Here is a 17,620-nt window from a genome sequence, read left to right on the forward strand (position 1 = left end):
CAACCTAAACCGGATGGCCGGCTACGGGGGAGGGGGAGCGCTCCGGGGAAGACGAAACGGGCCCGGATCCCTGAAGGATCCGGGCCCGTTTCGTGTGCACAGGCCTGCGTCAGCGCTTGTCGTCGGCGTCCGGGAGGTGCTCGTCGATTTCGCCGTGCTCGCCGTGCTCCGGCGATCCGTACTCCTCGAGCACGTGCTTCTGGTGCTCGAGCGACGCCTCGTACTCCGCGTTCGTCACCGGCTGCAGGCGGTCCTCGAAGAACCAGCGCGACAGGGCGCCGCGCATCTTCTGGGACGCGCGGATCCGGCCGTGCTCGTCGGGGCGGACGATCAGGGGCTCATACGTCTCGTCTGCGACGAGCTTCCACCGCTCGTACTCGTCGACGGGCTTGTGGACTTCCTTGTACTCGCCGCCTGGCAGGCGGACGATGCGGCCCGACTCGTAGCCGTGCAGGACGATCTCGCGGTCCTTCTTCTGCAGCGCGATGCAGATGCGCTTCGTGATGAAGTACACCGCGACGGTGCCGAGGATCAGCATCGCCTGCAGGCCATGGATCACGCCCTCCATCGTGAGGCGGAAGTGCGTCGCGATGAGGTCGGACGATGCCGCCGCCCACAGGACCGCGTAGAACCACACGCCGGCTGCACCGATCGCGGTGCGCGTCGCGGCCGTGCGCGGACGCTGCGCGATGTGGTGCTCCCGCTTGTCGCCCGTGACCCACGCCTCGAGGAAGGGGTAGATCGCGACGGCGATGATGAACAGGACGAGCACGATGAGCGGCAGGAGGATACCGAACGGATACACCTTGCCGAGGATCTCGATGTCGAGATGCGGCGGCGCGAGGCGCAGGGCGCCGTCGGCGAAGCCGATGTACCAGTCGGGCTGCGTACCGGCCGACACGGGGGAGGGATCGTACGGCCCGTATCCCCAGATCGGGTTGATCTGCACGAGCGACGCGACGAGAACGAGCGCGCCGAAGACGATGAAGAAGAACCCGCCCATCTTCGACATGTACACGGGCATCATCGGGTAGCCCACGACGTTGCCGTTCGTGCGTCCGGGACCCGCGAACTGCGTGTGCTTGTTCACGATCATCAGCACGAGGTGGATCGCGATGAGTGCGATCACCATGAGCGGGAGGATCAGGATGTGCAGCGCGTACAGGCGTCCGACGATGTCCGTTCCGGGGAACTCGCCACCGAACATCAGGTAGGAGGTCCACGGCCCGATGACGGGGAAGGCCTTGATCATGCCGTCGATGATGCGCAGGCCGTTGCCCGAGAGCACGTCGTCGGGGAGCGAGTAGCCCGTGAAGCCCTCGGCCATCGCGAGGACGAAGAGCAGGAAGCCCACGACCCAGTTCAGCTCACGGGGCTTGCGGAAGGCGCCCGTGAAGAACACGCGCAGCATGTGCACGCCGATACCCGCGACGAAGGTGAGCGCTGCCCAGTGATGCAGCTGACGCACGAGCAGGCCGCCGCGCAGATCGAAGCTGATGTGCAGCGTCGACTCCATGGCGACCGACATCGGGATGCCGCGCATGGGCTCGTAGGCACCGGTGTAGTGGGTCTCGACCATCGAGGCCTGGAAGAAGAACGTCAGGAACGTGCCCGAGATGAGCACGACGACGAACGACCACAGCGCGATCTCGCCGAGCATGAACGACCAGTGGTCGGGGAAGACCTTGCGGCCGAGTGCCTTGACGAGGCCGGACAGGCTCGTTCGCTCGTCGAGGTAGTTCGCGGTCGCGCCGACGAAGCGACCGCCAAGCGGGGCCTTCTTCTCTTCAGTGGCGGTGGCGGTGCTCAATGCATCTCCCAGAAGCTCGGTCCGACAGGCTCCGTGAAGTCGCTCCTGGCGACCAGATAGCCCTCGTCGTCGACGGTGATCGGCAGCTGCGGCAACGGACGGGATGCGGGGCCGAAGACGACCTTCGCCTCGTCGGAGACGTCGAACTGCGACTGGTGACAGGGGCACAGCAGGTGGTGCGTGTGCTGCTCGTAGAGCGCGACGGGGCAACCCACGTGCGTGCAGACCTTCGAGTACGCGACGATGCCGTCGTACGACCAGTCCTTGCGCTCCTCGCGCTCCGTGATCTGCTCGGGGCGCATACGGACCATGAGGACCATCGCCTTGGCCTTCTCGTTGAGGAAGCCATCGTCGTGCGACACGTCGAGCAGTGTCTCTGGGATCACGTGGAAAGCGGATCCGAGCGTCACATCGCTCGCCTTGATGCGCGTGCCGGAGGGGTCGCGTGTCAGGTGCACGCCCTCGTCCCACGTCGTCTGCTTGAGCAGCTGCACGGGATCCTTGCCGTCGTTCGGCGCGAGGCCACGGAACAGCGTGATGCCGGGGAGGATCGATGCGACGAGCGCGGCGAAGAGCGAGTTGCGGATCATCTTGCGACGACCGAAGCCCGACTCCTCATTCGCGGTCTCGAACTCCTTCACGACGTGGGCGCGCGTGTCCTCCGAGCCGCGTGTCGCGTGGCGCTCCTCCACGTACTCCTTGTCGCTCATGAGCGTCTTGGACCAGTGGATCGCGCCGACGCCGATCGCGAGCAGCGCGAAGGCGATGCCGAGGCCGATGTACATGTTGTTGTTGCGGATCGAGGTGAACTCCATGTCCTCGATCGGGAACAGCATGTACGCCGCGACGGCCCAGATGCTCGCCGCCACCGACAGGTAGAACAGCGTGTATACGGTGCGCTCCGCGGCCTTCTCAGCCTTCGGATCCTTGTCGGTGATGCGCGCGCGGTGCGGGGGGAGACCCGGGTTCTTCACCGGATCGTCGACCGAGACGGCGAGGCCCGCGGAAGGCTGAGCAGCCTTCTCTACAGCCTGCGAATCGTCGTGTGCCATCGTGCTCCTTGTCACGTCCTCTTCGTTCGACATGCTCAATTCGACTTCGCCGTGATCCAGACGGCGACGGCGATGAGACCGCCGATGCCGAAGATCCAGATGAAGAGGCCTTCGGAGACCGGGCCGAGCGAACCGAGCGTGAAGCCGCCGGGGGCCTGCATCTCCTGCTGGTAGAGGAGCGCAGAGACGATGTCGCGCTTGTCCTCTTCGGTGAGGTTCATGTCGTTGAACACGGGCATGTTCTGCGGACCCGTGATCATCGCCGCGTAGATGTTCAGCGCCGACGTGTCGTGGATGTCCGGCGCGAACTTGCCCTCAGTAAGTGCGCCGCCGGCCGCGGCCACGTTGTGGCACATCGCGCAGTTGATGCGGAACAGCTCGGCGCCGCGCGACACATCGCCCTCGCCATCGAGCACGCGCGCGGACGGGTAGTCGGGCCCCGGGGCCACGGACTGCACGTACTGCGCCATCGACTCGGTCTGCACGTCGGTGAACTGGACGGGCTTCTGGTCGGCCTGGGGTCCCTGCATCTGCATCGGCATGCGGCCGGTCGATACCTGGAACTCCACCGCGAGCGCACCGACGCCGTTGAGCGACGGGCCGGTCTCGGTGCCCTCGAGGTTCAAGCCGTGGCAGGTGGCGCAGTTCGCCTGGAACAGCTTCTCGCCCTCCGCGACGCTCGCCGTCGTGGTGGTCGACGACTCGTCCGTGGAGGCGACCGCTGCAGACGCGCCCGCATAGAGGCCTCCGGTCATGAGCAGGCCGACGGCGATCAGCGCTGCGGCGGCGAAGGGGCTGCGGCGACCGCGCGAGCGGCGCTGTGTCTTCTCTCGTGCCATGAGTGTGGTGTTGCTCCGCTCTTACTGCAGGAAGTAGATGACGAGGAACAGGGCGATCCAGACCACGTCGACGAAGTGCCAGTAGTACGACACGACGACGGCGGTCGTGGCCTCCTTGTGCGTGAACCGCTTGACGGCGAACGCGCGTCCCAGGGTGAGGAGGAAGGCGATGAGGCCGCCGGTGACGTGCAGCGCGTGGAAGCCGGTCGTGAGGTAGAACGCAGAGCCGTACGGGTCGCTGCCCAGCGTCACGCCTTCGGCGACGAGCTGTGCGTACTCCCAGACCTGGCCGGAGACGAAGATCGCTCCGAGCGCGAACGTCAGCCAGAACCACGGGATCATGCCCCACGACTTCCAGCCCTGCCCCTTGACCGTGTGCGGCTGCATGCGCTCGGCCGCCCACACGCCGAACTGACAGGTGACGGAGGACAGCACCAGGATCACCGTGTTGATGAAGGCGAACGGCACATTCAGAAGTGTCGTTTGCTCTTCCCACAGGCCCGGAGAGGTGCTCCGGAGTGTGAAGTAGATGGCGAAGAGGCCCGCGAAGAACATGACCTCGGAGCCGAGCCACACGATCGTGCCGACGCTGACAGGATCGGGGCGCTTCACCGTTCTGGGCGCAGGGGCATACGTAGCTGGGGTCGTCACCCGTCCATTATTGCCGATACCGCGGGGTGATTTTTGCATCTCGTGCGAAGGTAGGTGCGCCTTACCACCTCTGAGGTCCTGATGAATGCCCTCTGGTGGGCATGAGAAACCGCCGGTCATGCGGTCAGAATCGAGTCGTCGACAGGTGTGTGCACGCGATGCGGATGGATTTCTACGCCGTGTCGAGACTGCGTGAATCCCCTAACATCGCCCCTATGACGCATCCGACGTGGCCCGAGCTCCTGACCGCCGCCGTCTCCGGCACCGACCTGACCGTTTCGCAGGCCGAATGGGCGATGCGCCAGGTGATGCAGGGCGAGGCGACGAACGCGCAGCTCGGAGGCCTTCTGCTCGCGCTCCGTGCGAAGGGCGAGTCCGTCGAGGAGGTGATCGGCTTTCGCGATGCGATCCTCGACGCCGCCGTGCCGCTTCCGGTCAATCCGAACGTTCTCGACATCGTCGGGACCGGCGGCGATGGCTACGGCACCGTGAACATCTCGTCAACCGCATCGATCATCGTTGCGGCGATGGGCGTGCCGGTCGTGAAGCACGGCAACCGTGCGGTGAGCTCGAAGACGGGTGCGTCGGACGTTCTCAGCGAGCTCGGCATCGATCTGCGCCTCACGCCGGAGTCGGTCGCCCAGGTGCTCGACGAGGCGGGCATCACGTTCGCGTGGGCCGCCGCGTTCCACCCCGGATTCCGGCACGCCGCTCCCGTGCGCGCCGAGCTCGGCGTGCCGACCGTGTTCAACTTCCTGGGTCCGCTCGTCAATCCGGCGCGTGCCGAGGCGAACGCCGTCGGCGTGTCTTCGCTCGAGACGGTCCCGATCGTCACGGGTGTCTTCCGGACTCGTGGCGCGACGGCGCTCGTGTTCCGAGGGGAGGACGGTCTCGACGAGCTCACGACGACGGGGTACAGCCGCATCTGGCAGATCTCGAACGGTGATCTGCATGAGTTCGACATCCATCCGCGCGACCTCGGGCTCCCGACGGCCTCCATCGACGACCTGCTCGGTGGCACACCGGCTGAGAACGCCGACACGCTCCGCCGTACTCTCGCAGGTGAGCAGGGGCCCGTCCGTGACATCGTCCTTCTCAACGCGGCGGCAGGGATCGTCGCGTACCGACTCGCTCAGGATCCGACGCAGGCTGACCGCAACATGATCCAGCGGCTCGTCGAGGCCTTCGCCGAGGCTGCGGCAGCCGTCGATGACGGCCGCGCCACGGCGAAGCTCGCCGCGTGGGTTGCGGCATCTCGTCAGGCGGGGTCCGACTGACGATCAGGCCCGGCACGTAGGATCGTCGAGAAGACCACAATTGGGGGGACCTCACCATGGAACTGCTCGTACCTCTCCTGATCGTCGTCGCGGTCGTCGTGATCGCGGGCATCTACCTCTGGGCGACGTACAACTCGCTTGTCTCGCTCGGAACGCGTGTCGAGGAGGCATGGAGCGGTATCGAGGTGCAGCTCAAGCGCCGTGCCGATCTGATCCCGAACCTCATCGAGACGGTCAAGGGATACGCCGCGCACGAGAAGGCGGTCTTCGAGAATGTCACCCGTGCGCGTGCCGAAGTGCTCGGCGCGGATGGTCCGGCTGAGGCCGGCGTCGCCGAGAATCACATGCAGCAGGCGCTGAAGAGCATCTTCGCCGTTGCAGAGGCATATCCCGGCCTGCAGGCGAGCCAGAATTATCTGCAGCTGCAGAACGAGCTCGTCGACACGGAGGACAAGATCCAAGCGTCCCGCCGCTTCTACAACGGGGGCGTGCGGGAGCTGAACATCAAGATCAAGCAGTTTCCGAACAACCTCTTCTCGCGTGGACTCGGCTTCACGGAGCGCGAGTTCTTCGAGGTCGAGGACGCGGCATCCGTGCGGCAGCCGCCGCGCGTGCAGTTCTGACGCGCTGCGCGCAGCATCACGCCGCCGTCGGGGAATAGACTCGCTGAGATGAGCGATAGGTCCCGGCGGCGGCGTGGTTTTTTCGGACGTGCGATGCCGACCGAATCCGTCGAGCATCACGAGGTGCCGTCTGTGTCTGAGACGGTTCCGCGGCCCCTGCGCATCGCGGCCGCGTACGCGTGGCGGCTGCTGTTGGTCGCCGGTGTCGTGGCGCTCGCGGTGTGGTTGATCATCCAGTTCAAGATCATCGTCGTCCCCGTGCTCGTCGCCATTCTGCTCTCGGCGCTCCTCTGGCCGGCGCTCGGGTGGATGCTCGCGCACCGCGTGCCTCGTGTGATCGCGATCATCGCGTCGCTCGTCGGAACGCTCGCGATTGTCACGGGCCTCGTCTGGCTCGTGGTCTGGCAGGTCTCAGAGCAGTCGGAGAATGTGCGCACGCGGGCGCTCGAACGCTGGGCCGATCTGCAGGAGTGGATCCTGTCCATCGGGATCTTCCCCGAAGAGCTCGTGACCGAGGTCGTCGGCTTCGTGACCGACTTCATCGGGGAACAGAGCGACGTGCTCGTCAGCGGAGCCCTGTCTCTGGGATCGACGATCGGCCACGTCGGCGCGGGTGTTCTGCTGGCTTTCTTCACCCTTATCTGCCTGCTCTTCGACGGCGAGGGGATCTGGCGGTGGACGACGCGGCTGTTCCCGCGGCAGGCGCGCGTCGCGGTCGACCGGTCCGCTCGCAACGGATGGGCCACCCTCATCAACTACGCGCGCACGCAGATCTTCGTCGCATCGATCGACGGCATCGGCATCGGTCTCGGCGCTGCACTTCTGGGCGTTCCGCTCGCGATCCCGATCGGCGTGATCGTCTTCCTGGCCTCGTTCGTGCCGTTCCTCGGCGCGATCGTGTCAGGGGCTTTCGCGGTGCTGATTGCCCTCGCCTACAACGGCCCGCTGATCGCGATCGCGATGCTGGCGGTCGTGCTCGCGGTCCAGCAGATCGAGAGCCACGTCCTGCAGCCCCTCGTGATGGGCGCCGCCGTGAAGGTCCACCCGCTCGCCGTCGTGCTGGTTGTGCTCGCGGGGGCAATGGCGGGCGGTATCGCGGGAGCCCTGTTCGCCGTGCCGCTCGCGGCTTTCGTGAACGTCGTGGCAGTGACGCTGTCGACGGGATCCTGGCGGACGGGCGATGTGCCGGAGAACGATCTGATCTGGAGAACCGAGCCCCGAACGATCGGGCGCGCAGACGAGGAGGAGAAATGACGCACGTCGATCTGCCGACGCTGAACGAGTTCGAAGAGGCGGCCGAGGGGCTCGCTCCGGTCATCGAGCGCACCCCGATCCAGCCATCTCAGCACCTGAGCGACGTGCTCGGTGCGGAGGTCGTGCTCAAACTCGAGAATCTGCAGCGCACGGGATCCTTCAAGGTGCGTGGGGCGACGCACCGACTCTCGCGCCTCACCGACGAGGAACGCGCTCGCGGTGTCGTCGCTGCTTCGGCAGGCAACCATGCGCAGGGCGTCGCGCTCGCGGCACAGCAGCTCGGCATCCCCGCGACCATCTACATGCCGCTCGGTGTGCCCGTGCCGAAGCTGCTCGCCACGCGCGGATACGGTGCTGAGGTCGTGCTCGAGGGCGAGGCCGTCGACGTCGGCCTGCGCCTGGCCGCTGAGCACGCGGAGCGCGAGGGGGCCGTTCTCATCCACCCGTTCGACCACCGCGACATCATCGTGGGGCAGGGCACGCTCGGGCTCGAGCTGTGCGAGCAGGTCGACGACGTCGAGACGATCGTTATGGGCATCGGCGGCGGCGGTCTGATCGCGGGGGTGGCGGCAGCCGCGAAGGCCAAGGCGGCGGCCGAGGGGCGCGAGGTGCGCATCATCGGCGTGCAGGCCGAGAACGCAGCCGCGTACCCCGTATCGCTCGGGGCCGGTGAACCGGTCACCATCACGACGCAGCCGACGATCGCAGACGGGATCTTCGTGTCGCGGCCCGGCGACGCGCCGTTCGCGATCATCCAGGATCTCGTCGATGAGGTCGTCACGGTCAGCGACGACGATATCGCGCGCGCGCTTCTGTCACTGCTCGAGCGCGCCAAGCAGGTCGTGGAGCCGGCCGGCGCGGTCGGCGTCGCCGCGATCCTCGCCGGCAAGATCCGGGCGCAGGGGAAGACGGCCGTCATCCTGTCCGGGGGCAACATCGATCCGCTCCTCATGCAGCGGGTCATCGCGCATGGCCTCGCCGCCGCAGGGCGGTACATGACGATCCGCATCCCGCTGCCGGATCGTCCGGGGCAGCTCGTGCAGGTGTCCGAGCTGCTCGCACAGACCGGTGCGAACGTCATCGAGGTGCTGCACACGCGCCACGGCCAGGGCATGCAGATCAGCGAGGTCGTCCTTCAGATCTCCGTCGAGACGCGCGGAGAGGAGCACCGGGCGCTCGTGCTCGAGGCGCTGCGCGGAGGCGGCTACCGCCCCGACATCGTTCCCGACTGACCCGAGCGGTACGACAGAAGGGGCCCGGTTCCCATGGAACCGGGCCCCTTCTGGGTGTGGATCAGCCGGTGAAGGTCTCCACTGCGACGATCTCGACGGGGATGCTCTTGCCGTTCGGCGCCTCGTACGACCCGGTGTCGCCGATCTTCATGCCGATGATGGCCGATCCGAGCGGGCTCTGCTCGCTGTAGACGTCGAGCTCAGTGCCGCCGGCGATCTCGCGGCTGCCGAGGAGGAACTTCTCCTCGTCGCCGAGGATGAGTGCCGTGATCACGGTTCCGGGGCGAACGGTGCCGTCGGCCTCCGGAGCGTCGCCGATCTCGGCGTCCTTGAGGATGGCGGTCAGCTGGCGGATCCGCGCCTCCTGCTTGCCCTGTTCGTCCTTCGCGGCGTGGTAGCCGCCGTTCTCGCGCAGATCGCCCTCTTCGCGGGCCGCCTCGATGCGCTTCGCGATCTCCTCGCGGCCGACGGTCGAGAGGTGCTCGAGCTCGGCGGCCAGGCGGTCGTATGCCTCCTGGGTGAGGAAGGGCACAGTCTCATTCGACACGATCGTTCTCCTTACACAGATCCATTGATCCGAGAGCTTCCGTATCCGATCGAATCTACCGGAGTGAACAGCTGTTGACGTAACCGGTGGTCGCCGTGTCGACGGTTCGGATGGTCCGGGTGTGGTCGGCGGCGATCGAATCGCTCGGCGGGAGCTCGACGATCTCCCATCCGACGACGCCGAAGCTCTCGTCGAGCGCCTCCAGAATGCAGACGACGGCAGTTCCGCTCGCCGACGTGACGCGGAACGATACTTCGACGGCGCGCTCGCTCGTGACCTCGTATCCCAGATCGTCGACGTCGACCTCTGCCGCGCTCGTCGAGATCACCATCCAGCTCGCGATCCCGACGATCGCGACCGCGACCATGCCCACAAGGATCCACCAGCCGCGCAGAGCTCCGCGTCGGGCGCGACCGTAGCGGTCGGCGAGCTGCTCGGGAGTCGTCACGCGCACCTCTCAGGTGAGGGAGGAATAGGGTGGGGAGATTCCAGGTTAGTCGCCCTCATCTCGGGAGTCGCTCGATGCATGTCTTCTCCGTCCTTCCCGCCGGTCTCGAGGAGACCCCCGTCCCGAGCCCGACGGTCGACCCTGACAGTGTCACGCCGGGGCCGATGGGATTCCTCGTCATCGCTCTCCTCGCGGTCGTCGTCGCCCTGCTCGTCATCGACATGCTGCGCCGCGTGCGTCGGGTGAAGTATCGCGCGGAGGTGCAGGAGATGCTCGACGCCGAGGAAGCAGAGGCGGCCGAGGAGGGCCGGCCGCGGGACGACTCGGCGGAAGACGCGGAGGACGAGGATCCGGGGGCTACGAGCCCGCGTTGAAGGCGGGGTCGAGCGCGATCAGCAGCGAACCCGTCCAGTGGCACAGGAACGCCAGGACGGTGCACACGTGGAAGATCTCGTGGAAGCCGAAGTGGTTCGGCGACGGGTTGGGACGTTTGATCGCGTACACGACGGCGCCGGCGGAATAGAGCAGGCCGCCGACGATGACGAGGATCATCATCGCCAGGTTCGCGGCGAGCAGATCCGGCATGTACATCACGGCGGCCCAGCCGAGCACGAGGTAGAGCGCGACGTACAGCCAGCGCGGGGCGCTGATCCACAGCACGCGGAACAGGATCCCGAGCGCGGCGCCAGCCCAGACGAGGCTGAGAAGGATCACGCCCTTCTCCGGGGGGAGGGCGAGGACGCCGATGGGCGTGTACGTTCCCGCGATGAGCAGCAGGATGTTGGCATGGTCGATGCGCTTGAGCACGCCCTTGACGCGCGGTCCCCAGTGGAATCGGTGGTAGACGGCTGAATTGCCGAAGAGCAGCAGCGACGACACCATGAACACGGCCGACGCCCACTTCGCGGGGGCGCCCTGCGCGAGGCTGATGAGGACGATCCCCGCGGCGAGCGCCACGGGTGCCGTCCCGGCGTGGATCCAACCACGCCAGCTCGGCTTCACGTCGTCGATCAGGGGCGCGTCCGCCTCGATGAGGGGGAGCCGTGGCATGTGAGCACCGTCGTCGGGAGAGGTCGGCGTCTCGGGCGAGGTCATCTGCCGAGTTTACGTGCGCGCACATTCCGGAGGCGACACATGACGTCTCACTGAGCGATGCGTTCGCCCGCCGCGCGGTATCGTCGATGGGTGGTCAGCAGCTCGCGGTCGAACGAGGGGACGGGGCCTCTCTATCGTCTCTACGCCTCTCGCCTGCGTCGACAGATCGATCCCGATCGCGTACCCCACCACGTGGCGATGATGATCGACGGCAATCGCCGGTGGGCCCGCCAGCTGGGATTCGAGACTCCTGCGCACGGCCATCGCGCCGGGGCCGACAAGATGGTCGAGTTCCTCGGCTGGTGCGATGAGCTGGGCGTCGACGTCGTCACGCTCTACCTCCTGTCGAATGACAACGTTGTCAAGCGGGACAGTGCCGAGCTGCAGGACCTCATCGAGATCATCGCGGGGCTCGCGGGTCGTTTGTCGCGGCGTGGCGACTGGCGTGTGCAGCACGTCGGCCGCGACGACAACCTTCCCGACTTCCTGCTGAGCGCGCTGCGGGACGCGGCCGCGCGCACGCGCGCCAATGCAGGGCTCCATGTGAACCTCGCGGTTGGATACGGCGGCCGCTACGAGATCGTCGATGCCGTGCGCAAGATCATCCAGAAGCACGACTCGCACGGCGGAACTCTCGAAGAACTGGCCGGCAGTCTCACGCCCGAGGTGATCGGCGAGCACCTCTATACGGGAGGGCAGCGCGATCCCGATCTCGTGATCCGCACCTCGGGCGAGCAGCGGCTGAGCGACTTCCTGCTCTGGCAGAGCGCGCACAGCGAATTCTACTTCGTGGAGGCGCTGGGGCCCGATCTGCGCGAGGTCGATCTCCTCCGTGCGATCCGCGACTACGGCTCGCGCGACCGTCGCTTCGGTAAATGACGTCTCGTGTGAACGGCGGGTGAAATCCGCGCGGGGACCTTTCGAATCACACTCGTGTGATTTACGTTCGTCCCATCGGGCAGAGCGCCCGTTCGAGTCGGCCTCACGGATCGCGACTCGTGGCCCACAGGTCGACTCGTGACACCGGGTGACAGCCCGGCTGAGGGGAGTGGGCCGTGACCGCAGCCAACACGAAGACCACCCGCAGGCACGCTGAAGCGCCGACGTCGGCCGAGCAGGAATCAGACCTGCGTGCCTATGTTCTCGACACCTCCGTCCTGCTCAGCGACCCTCGAGCTCTGTTCCGGTTCGCGGAGCATTCGGTTGTGATCCCGGTCGTCGTCGTCTCCGAGCTCGAGCAGAAGCGTCATGATCCGGAGATCGGCTATTTCGCACGCCAGGCGCTGCGCTATCTCGACGACATGCGGGTCGAGCACGGGCGGCTCGACTTCCCGGTCCCCACCCCCTCGGGCGGCACGGTACGGGTTGAGCTGAACAACTCGGATCCGTCGGCACTGCCGAGCGGCATGCGGCAGGGAGACAACGATTCGCGGATCCTCGCGGTCGCCGCGAATCTCGCTTCGGACGGTCAGACGGTCACCATCGTGTCGAAAGACATGCCGATGCGTGTCAAGGCCGCGTCGCTCGGCCTCACGGCGGAGGAGTATCTCGCTGAGCAGGCCGTCGACTCGGGCTGGACCGGCCTCACGTCCCTCGCGGTGGCGGGGGACGACATGTCGGATCTCTACGAGTCCGAGGTCGCGATGCACGAGGACGCGCGGGGCCTGCCGCTCAACACGGGCCTCGTGATCTCGTCCGAGCGGGGATCGGCGCTCGGGCGGGTGACGGGCGAGGACGGCGAGTTCCGGCTCGTGCGCGGCGATCGCGACGTCTTCGGGCTCCACGGTCGCTCGGCGGAGCAGCGCATCGCGATCGATCTGCTGCTCGACGCGAACGTCGGCATCGTCTCGCTGGGCGGACGCGCGGGGACGGGTAAATCGGCGCTCGCGCTGTGCGCGGGGCTCGAAGCCGTGCTCGAGCGTCAGCAGCAGAAGCGGATCATCGTCTTCCGCCCGCTGTTCGCCGTCGGAGGGCAGGAACTCGGGTATCTGCCGGGCGATCAGGGGGAGAAGATGACCCCGTGGGGCCAGGCGGTATTCGACACGCTCGGTTCGGTCGTCTCCGAGAACGTCCTCAACGAGGTCGTCGAACGAGGCCTCCTCGAGGTGCTGCCGCTGACCCACATCCGCGGGCGCTCACTGCACGACGCGTTCGTGATCGTCGACGAGGCGCAGTCGCTCGAGCGCAACGTGCTCCTCACCGTGCTGAGCCGCATCGGGCAGAACTCGAAGGTCGTGCTGACGCACGATGTGCAGCAGCGCGACAATCTCCGCGTCGGGCGGCACGATGGCGTCGCGAGCGTCATCGAAACGCTGAAGGGGCAGGGGCTGTTCGGGCACGTCACGCTGACCCGCTCCGAGCGCAGCGAGATCGCGGCGCTCGTGACCAGCCTCCTCGAAGGCGACGAACTCTCTTGAGACAGGAGAAGCGGGCGGTGAGCGCGATGCTCACCGCCCGCTTTCGTCTGCGGGGCGCCGGATTCGCCTCTCAGCTCACCCGGGGTGCGTCATCGAGAGCAGGTCGAGCTTCTCGTCGAGCTGCTCCTCGGTGAGCTCACCGCGCTCGACGTAGCCGAGGTCGAGAACGGCCTCGCGCACCGTGATGCCCTTGGCGACGGAGTGCTTCGCGATCTTCGCCGCGGCCTCGTAACCGATGAGCTTGTTCAGCGGGGTGACGATCGACGGGCTCATCCCGGCGAGTGCGGTGACGCGCTCGTGGTTGACCTCCAGGCCGTCGATGGTCTTGTCGGCGAGCACGCGCGTCGCGTTCGCGAGCAGACGGATCGACTCGAGGAGGGCAGTCCCCATGACGGGGATCGCGACGTTGAGCTCGAATGCTCCCGATGCGCCGCCGTAGGTGATCGTCGCGTCGTTGCCGATGACGCGCGCGCAGACCATGAGCGTCGCCTCGGGGATGACGGGGTTGACCTTGCCGGGCATGATCGACGAGCCGGGCTGCAGATCGGGCAGGCGCAGCTCGCCGAGGCCCGTGTTGGGTCCGGAGCCCATCCAGCGCAGATCGTTGTTGATCTTCGTCAGGGAGACGGCGATGGTGCGGAGGGCACCGGAGGCCTCGACGAGGCCATCGCGGTTGGCCTGCGCCTCGAAGTGGTCGACCGCCTCGGTCAGCGGCAGGCCCGTCTCGGCGACGAGGTTCGCGATGACCTTCTGGGGGAAGCCCTTCGGGGTGTTGATGCCGGTGCCGGTGGCGGTTCCGCCCTGGGGAACCTCGGCGACGCGCGGGAGGGCCGCCTCGACGCGCTCGATGCCGAGGCGCATCTGCCGGGCGTATCCGCCGAACTCCTGGCCGAGCGTGACCGGCGTCGCATCCATGAGGTGGGTGCGGCCGGGCTTGACGACGTCCTTCCACGCGGTGGCCTTCTTCTCGAACGCCGTGGCGAGATGGTCGAGCGCGGGGATCAGGTCGGTGAGGAGGGCCTCGGTCGCGGCGACGTGCACGGAGGTCGGGAAGACGTCGTTCGACGACTGCGATGCGTTGACGTGGTCGTTGGGGTGGACCTCGGCGCCGAGCTTCTCGGTCGCGAGCGACGAGAGCACCTCGTTCATGTTCATGTTCGAGGACGTGCCCGAGCCCGTCTGGTAGGTGTCGACGGGGAACTGGTCGTCGTGCTCGCCCGCGACGACCTGGTCGGCAGCCCACGCGATGGCGTCGGCGATGTCGCCGTCGAGCGTGCCGAGATCCTTGTTCGCGAGCGCCGCGGCCTTCTTGATTCGCGCGAGGGCGGCGATGTGGCGCGCTTCGAGGCCCGATCCGGAGATCGGGAAGTTCTGCACCGCGCGCTGCGTCTGGGCGCGGTAGAGCGCGTCGGCGGGGACGCGCACCTCGCCCATCGTGTCGTGTTCGATCCGGTATTCGGTCACGTCGTCGTTCCTCCGATCAATCGGTCGCGGTATCGCCCGCGACTCCCAGCGTGACGTCGGGCACGGCCGTGCCCTCGGCAAGTCGATAGTTGGCGCCCACGAGCCCGAGCCGGCCGCTCGCGACGGCGTCGCTGATCAGCTCGGACGAGTGGAGGACCGCCGTGATCGTGTCGCGCAGGTGCAGCTGGCCGACACGCCAGGCGTCGATCTCGGATGCGTCGTCGCCGCGTTCGATCTGCTCCTGGCGCGCGCGCCGCGCGGCCGGGACGATCGGGGAGACCTGGCGCCAGATCGCGGGCGCGAGCAGGGGTGCGTCGGGGTGGAGACTGTCGATCGCTGCGCCGACGGCTCCGCACGAGTCGTGGCCGAGCACGACGATGAGGGGAACCTCCAGAACATCGACCGCGTACTCGAGCGACCCCATGATCGACTCGCCCGTCACCTGCCCGGCATTGCGCACGACGAAGAGGTCTCCGAGACCCATGTCGAAGATGATCTCGGCGGCGAGGCGCGAATCACTGCAGCCGAAGAGCGCGGCAGTCGGGCGTTGCGCGCCGGCGATCTCGTGCCGACGCTCGACATCCTGGTGCGGGTGATTCGGGTTTCCGGCGACGAAACGGGCGTTGCCCTCCTGCATGCGCTGCCAAGCCTGTGCGGGGGTGAGTGCGTCGGTCATGGGGTGTCCTCCTTCTGAAGAGCGTTCACGTCGTCGGCCACGGCGGACGCGATCACGGCTGCGGCGTCGGCATCGATCGCGCCGTAGAGCAGGATGTGATCGGATCCGGCCTGGGTGCCAAGCGCGTATGAGATGTTGCCGGTCGCATCGGGGTCGCCGATCTCGTACTCGTTCCATTCGATGCCGTCGATCGTGACGGATCCGGTGGGGGCGGCGCCGCGCAGGATCTGGGACGCCCACGCGTCGTCGGCGTCGAAGGCCTGCGCGAAGCGCAGGAACGAGCGCGCGGCATCAGGGATCCCGTTGAAATTGACCGTCCAGACGACGGGAGATCCGGAGTCGATCTCGGCGATGTTGACGCTCCAGTCGTCAGGGGCATCGGGAATGACGACGGTGCGCTCGAACTGGTCGGAAGCCTGCGCAGCAATCTCGGAGACGTCGGGGGCGGGCGGCTGTGCCAGGTCGCCGCGCGGGACGACGAAGTAGACGATCGCGACGACCGCGAGGCTCACGGCAAGGGCGACGATCAGATTGCGGAAGCTCTGGCTCTGCCGGTAGCGGCGCGAGTTCTCGGCCTTGCGTGCGGCCTCTTCCTCGGGCGTCTCGGGGCGGCCGAGGTGCGCGGCGACGCGCGGATCGCGCGCCATCAGTCGTCGGACCCGTCAGCGGCGGCATCGTCGGCGTCGGCTCGTGCGGCATCGAGTCGACGCTTCGCGCCGAGCAGCCATTCCTCGCACCGAGCTGCCAGCGCCTCACCGCGTTCCCACAGTGCGAGGGAGTGCTCGAGCGTGGGCGCGCCCTGTTCGAGTTCGGACACGACGCGCACGAGCTCATCGCGCGCCTGCTCGAAGGAGAGGGTCGAGACGTCGGGGGCCTGTTCGGTCATCGGGTCCATCCTACTTTTCGGTGCGAGAGGTGACGGACGCCGTCTCGCCGTGCGATGTCGCGGCGATCGCACCGCGGTCCAGGGTCAAAGTGAGAGGCGTTCCATCGGGCGCCTGCGCGGCGTCGCGGAGGATGGAACCGTCGTCGCCCTGAGCGATCGCGTACCCGCGCGCAAGCGTTGCGGCGGGTGAGAGGGCGCGAACGGACGCGCGCAGCTCGGCGGCCCGTCTCTCGGCGCGGTCGATGAGGCGCGCCGTAATCTCGCGCCCGCGGGAGACAGCGAGGTAGATCTCCTGCTGCCGGTCGCGCACGATCGACTCGGGATCGCGCAGCGCCGGGCGCGAGCGCATTTGGCCGAGCTGCTGGATTCCGTGCTGCACCTGCTGCTGCAGGCGCATTGTGAGGCGCGAGCGCAGCTGGTCGACGAGGGCGCGCTGCTCGCCGACATCGGGCACGACGCGCTTCGCCGCGTCGGTCGGTGTCGAAGCACGCACATCGGCGACGTCGTCGAGCAGGGGGCGGTCGTTCTCGTGTCCGATCGCGCTGACGATCGGCGTCGTGGCGGCCGCGACGGCGCGGAGCAGCCGCTCGTCGCTGAAACCGAGCAGTGTCTGGGGATCGCCCCCGCCGCGGGCGATGACGATGACGTCGACCTCGGGATCGGCATCGAGAGCCTCAAGCGCCTCGAGGATCTCGGGAACGCTGCGCTCGCCCTGGACGGCGGCGTGGGTCGTGCGGAAGCGCACCTGCGGCCACCGCAGCTGCGCATTGCGCAGAACGTCTTTCTCGGCATCGGACTGGGCACCGGTGATGAGGCCGATGCAGTCCGGCAGGAAGGGTGGGGGCGTCTTGCGCGACGGGTCGAAGAGACCCTCGGCCTGCAGCTGCCGGCGCAGGCGCTCGAGTCGCTCGAGCTGGGCGCCGAGGCCGACGTGCTTCATTGACGTGACCTGGAACGAGAACGAGCCGCGCTTCGTGAAGTAGTCGGCCTTGAGGCACGCGACCACGTGGTCGCCGACGTGGAACTCGTCGCCGAGGCGCTGGATGACGTTCGACCAGATCTGGAGGTTCACCTGCGCGTCGGAGACGAGATCCTTCATCCCGCCGAACACGTTGCGACCACGACGGTTCCACTGCGTGATCTCTCCCTCGACCCACACCGTGCCCCATGCATCGATCGCCGTCTTGATGGTCTGGTTGAGGCGGCCGACGGAGGTGGGCTGATCGGGGCCGGAGTCGCGAGGCGCGACCGCGTCGCCGCCGGGGGCGTCGTCGGGACTCGGATTCGGCTGGAAGGAGGTCACGGATTCAGGTTATTCGGGCGGACTGACAATCGAAGACACGTACTCT

At 67.3% G+C, this 17,620-nt stretch carries 19 protein-coding genes; 7 read left to right on the forward strand and 12 right to left on the reverse strand.

Annotation, left to right across the window (positions count from 1 at the left end; all coding sequences use genetic code 11):
* Window positions 1–109: 109 nt before the first annotated feature.
* Genes qcrB through ctaE form a run of 4 tightly spaced genes read right to left on the reverse strand, consistent with a single transcriptional unit; the run spans window position 110 to window position 4,391 of the window.
* Window positions 110–1,810 carry a cytochrome bc1 complex cytochrome b subunit gene (qcrB, locus tag C0012_RS06835; protein WP_110589315.1) on the reverse strand — a complete coding sequence of 567 codons (1,701 nt, stop codon included), beginning with the start codon at window positions 1,808–1,810 and terminating at the stop codon, window positions 110–112.
* Window positions 1,807–2,862: a cytochrome bc1 complex Rieske iron-sulfur subunit gene (gene qcrA / locus C0012_RS06840; RefSeq protein WP_110589444.1), complete on the reverse strand. Its 1,056-nt coding sequence runs from the start codon at window positions 2,860–2,862 to the stop codon at window positions 1,807–1,809. The genes qcrB and qcrA overlap by 4 nt, the downstream gene beginning before the upstream one ends.
* Before the next feature lie 35 nt (window positions 2,863–2,897).
* Window positions 2,898–3,701 (reverse strand): cytochrome bc1 complex diheme cytochrome c subunit, encoded by an 804-nt coding sequence (gene qcrC / locus C0012_RS06845; protein ID WP_110589314.1) that lies wholly within the window; start codon window positions 3,699–3,701, stop codon window positions 2,898–2,900.
* A 21-nt stretch (window positions 3,702–3,722) separates the two neighbouring features.
* The gene (gene ctaE / locus C0012_RS06850; protein WP_110589313.1) at window positions 3,723–4,391 is read right to left on the reverse strand and encodes an aa3-type cytochrome oxidase subunit III; all 669 of its coding nucleotides are present in this window, start codon (window positions 4,389–4,391) and stop codon (window positions 3,723–3,725) included.
* Between the two features lie 176 nt (window positions 4,392–4,567).
* On the opposite strand from ctaE, the gene trpD reads away from it, so the two are divergent.
* The 4 genes from trpD to ilvA are packed head-to-tail and all read left to right on the forward strand — an operon-like array spanning window position 4,568 to window position 8,738.
* A complete protein-coding gene (trpD, locus tag C0012_RS06855) occupies window positions 4,568–5,629 on the forward strand; it encodes an anthranilate phosphoribosyltransferase (RefSeq protein ID WP_110589312.1) in 1,062 nt (353 codons plus the stop codon).
* Window positions 5,630–5,685: 56 nt separating this feature from the next.
* On the forward strand, window positions 5,686–6,252 hold the full coding sequence (locus C0012_RS06860; protein ID WP_110589311.1) for a LemA family protein: 567 nt from the start codon (window positions 5,686–5,688) through the stop codon (window positions 6,250–6,252).
* A gap of 48 nt (window positions 6,253–6,300) precedes the next feature.
* The gene (locus C0012_RS06865) at window positions 6,301–7,506 is read left to right on the forward strand and encodes an AI-2E family transporter (RefSeq protein WP_232527816.1); all 1,206 of its coding nucleotides are present in this window, start codon (window positions 6,301–6,303) and stop codon (window positions 7,504–7,506) included.
* Window positions 7,503–8,738 carry a threonine ammonia-lyase gene (gene ilvA, locus C0012_RS06870; RefSeq protein WP_110589309.1) on the forward strand — a complete coding sequence of 412 codons (1,236 nt, stop codon included), beginning with the start codon at window positions 7,503–7,505 and terminating at the stop codon, window positions 8,736–8,738. Before C0012_RS06865 ends, ilvA begins: the two co-directional genes overlap by 4 nt.
* Before the next feature lie 61 nt (window positions 8,739–8,799).
* Here ilvA and greA read toward each other — a convergent pair whose 3' ends face one another.
* Both greA and C0012_RS06880 read right to left on the reverse strand, forming a co-directional pair.
* On the reverse strand, window positions 8,800–9,285 hold the full coding sequence (greA, locus tag C0012_RS06875) for a transcription elongation factor GreA (RefSeq protein WP_110589308.1): 486 nt from the start codon (window positions 9,283–9,285) through the stop codon (window positions 8,800–8,802).
* Between the two features lie 55 nt (window positions 9,286–9,340).
* Complete coding sequence (locus C0012_RS06880; protein WP_110589443.1) at window positions 9,341–9,733, reverse strand: DUF4307 domain-containing protein; 393 nt, start codon at window positions 9,731–9,733, stop codon at window positions 9,341–9,343.
* 74 nt (window positions 9,734–9,807) lie between these two features.
* Here C0012_RS06880 and C0012_RS06885 point away from each other — a divergent pair, with 74 nt between their 5' ends.
* Window positions 9,808–10,107 (forward strand): hypothetical protein, encoded by a 300-nt coding sequence (locus tag C0012_RS06885; RefSeq protein ID WP_110589307.1) that lies wholly within the window; start codon window positions 9,808–9,810, stop codon window positions 10,105–10,107.
* On the opposite strand, the gene trhA is transcribed toward C0012_RS06885, so the two are convergent.
* Window positions 10,091–10,783, reverse strand: coding sequence for a PAQR family membrane homeostasis protein TrhA (gene trhA, locus C0012_RS06890; RefSeq protein ID WP_110589442.1), 693 nt, complete (start codon window positions 10,781–10,783; stop codon window positions 10,091–10,093). The two genes, C0012_RS06885 and trhA, sit on opposite strands and share 17 nt — an antisense overlap.
* Window positions 10,784–10,918: 135 nt before the next feature.
* Here trhA and C0012_RS06895 point away from each other — a divergent pair, with 135 nt between their 5' ends.
* Both C0012_RS06895 and C0012_RS06900 read left to right on the forward strand, forming a co-directional pair.
* On the forward strand, window positions 10,919–11,707 hold the full coding sequence (locus tag C0012_RS06895; RefSeq protein ID WP_232527817.1) for an isoprenyl transferase: 789 nt from the start codon (window positions 10,919–10,921) through the stop codon (window positions 11,705–11,707).
* Between the two features lie 248 nt (window positions 11,708–11,955).
* Window positions 11,956–13,245 carry a PhoH family protein gene (locus tag C0012_RS06900; protein WP_232527858.1) on the forward strand — a complete coding sequence of 430 codons (1,290 nt, stop codon included), beginning with the start codon at window positions 11,956–11,958 and terminating at the stop codon, window positions 13,243–13,245.
* A gap of 75 nt (window positions 13,246–13,320) precedes the next feature.
* Here C0012_RS06900 and C0012_RS06905 read toward each other — a convergent pair whose 3' ends face one another.
* The 5 genes from C0012_RS06905 to xseA are packed head-to-tail and all read right to left on the reverse strand — an operon-like array spanning window position 13,321 to window position 17,574.
* Window positions 13,321–14,709, reverse strand: a complete 1,389-nt coding sequence (locus tag C0012_RS06905; RefSeq protein WP_110589304.1) for a class II fumarate hydratase — start codon at window positions 14,707–14,709, stop codon at window positions 13,321–13,323.
* Window positions 14,710–14,725: 16 nt separating this feature from the next.
* The gene (locus tag C0012_RS06910; protein WP_110589303.1) at window positions 14,726–15,385 is read right to left on the reverse strand and encodes a carbonic anhydrase; all 660 of its coding nucleotides are present in this window, start codon (window positions 15,383–15,385) and stop codon (window positions 14,726–14,728) included.
* A complete protein-coding gene (locus tag C0012_RS06915; protein ID WP_110589302.1) occupies window positions 15,382–16,032 on the reverse strand; it encodes a DUF4245 family protein in 651 nt (216 codons plus the stop codon). The genes C0012_RS06910 and C0012_RS06915 overlap by 4 nt, the downstream gene beginning before the upstream one ends.
* Window positions 16,032–16,271: an exodeoxyribonuclease VII small subunit gene (locus C0012_RS06920; RefSeq protein WP_408631134.1), complete on the reverse strand. Its 240-nt coding sequence runs from the start codon at window positions 16,269–16,271 to the stop codon at window positions 16,032–16,034. The genes C0012_RS06915 and C0012_RS06920 overlap by 1 nt, the downstream gene beginning before the upstream one ends.
* A 10-nt stretch (window positions 16,272–16,281) precedes the next feature.
* Window positions 16,282–17,574, reverse strand: a complete 1,293-nt coding sequence (xseA, locus tag C0012_RS06925) for an exodeoxyribonuclease VII large subunit (RefSeq protein WP_110589300.1) — start codon at window positions 17,572–17,574, stop codon at window positions 16,282–16,284.
* Window positions 17,575–17,620: the final 46 nt, after the last annotated feature.

It is taken from the genome of Microbacterium suaedae (assembly GCF_003254645.1).
GTDB classification, from domain to species: Bacteria; Actinomycetota; Actinomycetes; order Actinomycetales; family Microbacteriaceae; genus Microbacterium; species Microbacterium suaedae.

Coding starts and splice junctions, on each gene's coding strand:
- C0012_RS06910 (WP_110589303.1), bottom strand. CDS start 15,385: ATGACCGACGCACTCACCCCCGCACAGGCTTGGCAGCGCATGCAGGAG.
- ilvA (WP_110589309.1), top strand. CDS start 7,503: ATGACGCACGTCGATCTGCCGACGCTGAACGAGTTCGAAGAGGCGGCC.
- C0012_RS06865 (WP_232527816.1), top strand. CDS start 6,301: ATGAGCGATAGGTCCCGGCGGCGGCGTGGTTTTTTCGGACGTGCGATG.
- trhA (WP_110589442.1), bottom strand. CDS start 10,783: ATGCCACGGCTCCCCCTCATCGAGGCGGACGCGCCCCTGATCGACGAC.
- qcrA (WP_110589444.1), bottom strand. CDS start 2,862: ATGGCACACGACGATTCGCAGGCTGTAGAGAAGGCTGCTCAGCCTTCC.
- C0012_RS06915 (WP_110589302.1), bottom strand. CDS start 16,032: ATGGCGCGCGATCCGCGCGTCGCCGCGCACCTCGGCCGCCCCGAGACG.
- qcrC (WP_110589314.1), bottom strand. CDS start 3,701: ATGGCACGAGAGAAGACACAGCGCCGCTCGCGCGGTCGCCGCAGCCCC.
- ctaE (WP_110589313.1), bottom strand. CDS start 4,391: ATGCAAAAATCACCCCGCGGTATCGGCAATAATGGACGGGTGACGACC.
- C0012_RS06860 (WP_110589311.1), top strand. CDS start 5,686: ATGGAACTGCTCGTACCTCTCCTGATCGTCGTCGCGGTCGTCGTGATC.
- C0012_RS06920 (WP_408631134.1), bottom strand. CDS start 16,271: ATGACCGAACAGGCCCCCGACGTCTCGACCCTCTCCTTCGAGCAGGCG.
- C0012_RS06885 (WP_110589307.1), top strand. CDS start 9,808: ATGCATGTCTTCTCCGTCCTTCCCGCCGGTCTCGAGGAGACCCCCGTC.
- trpD (WP_110589312.1), top strand. CDS start 4,568: ATGACGCATCCGACGTGGCCCGAGCTCCTGACCGCCGCCGTCTCCGGC.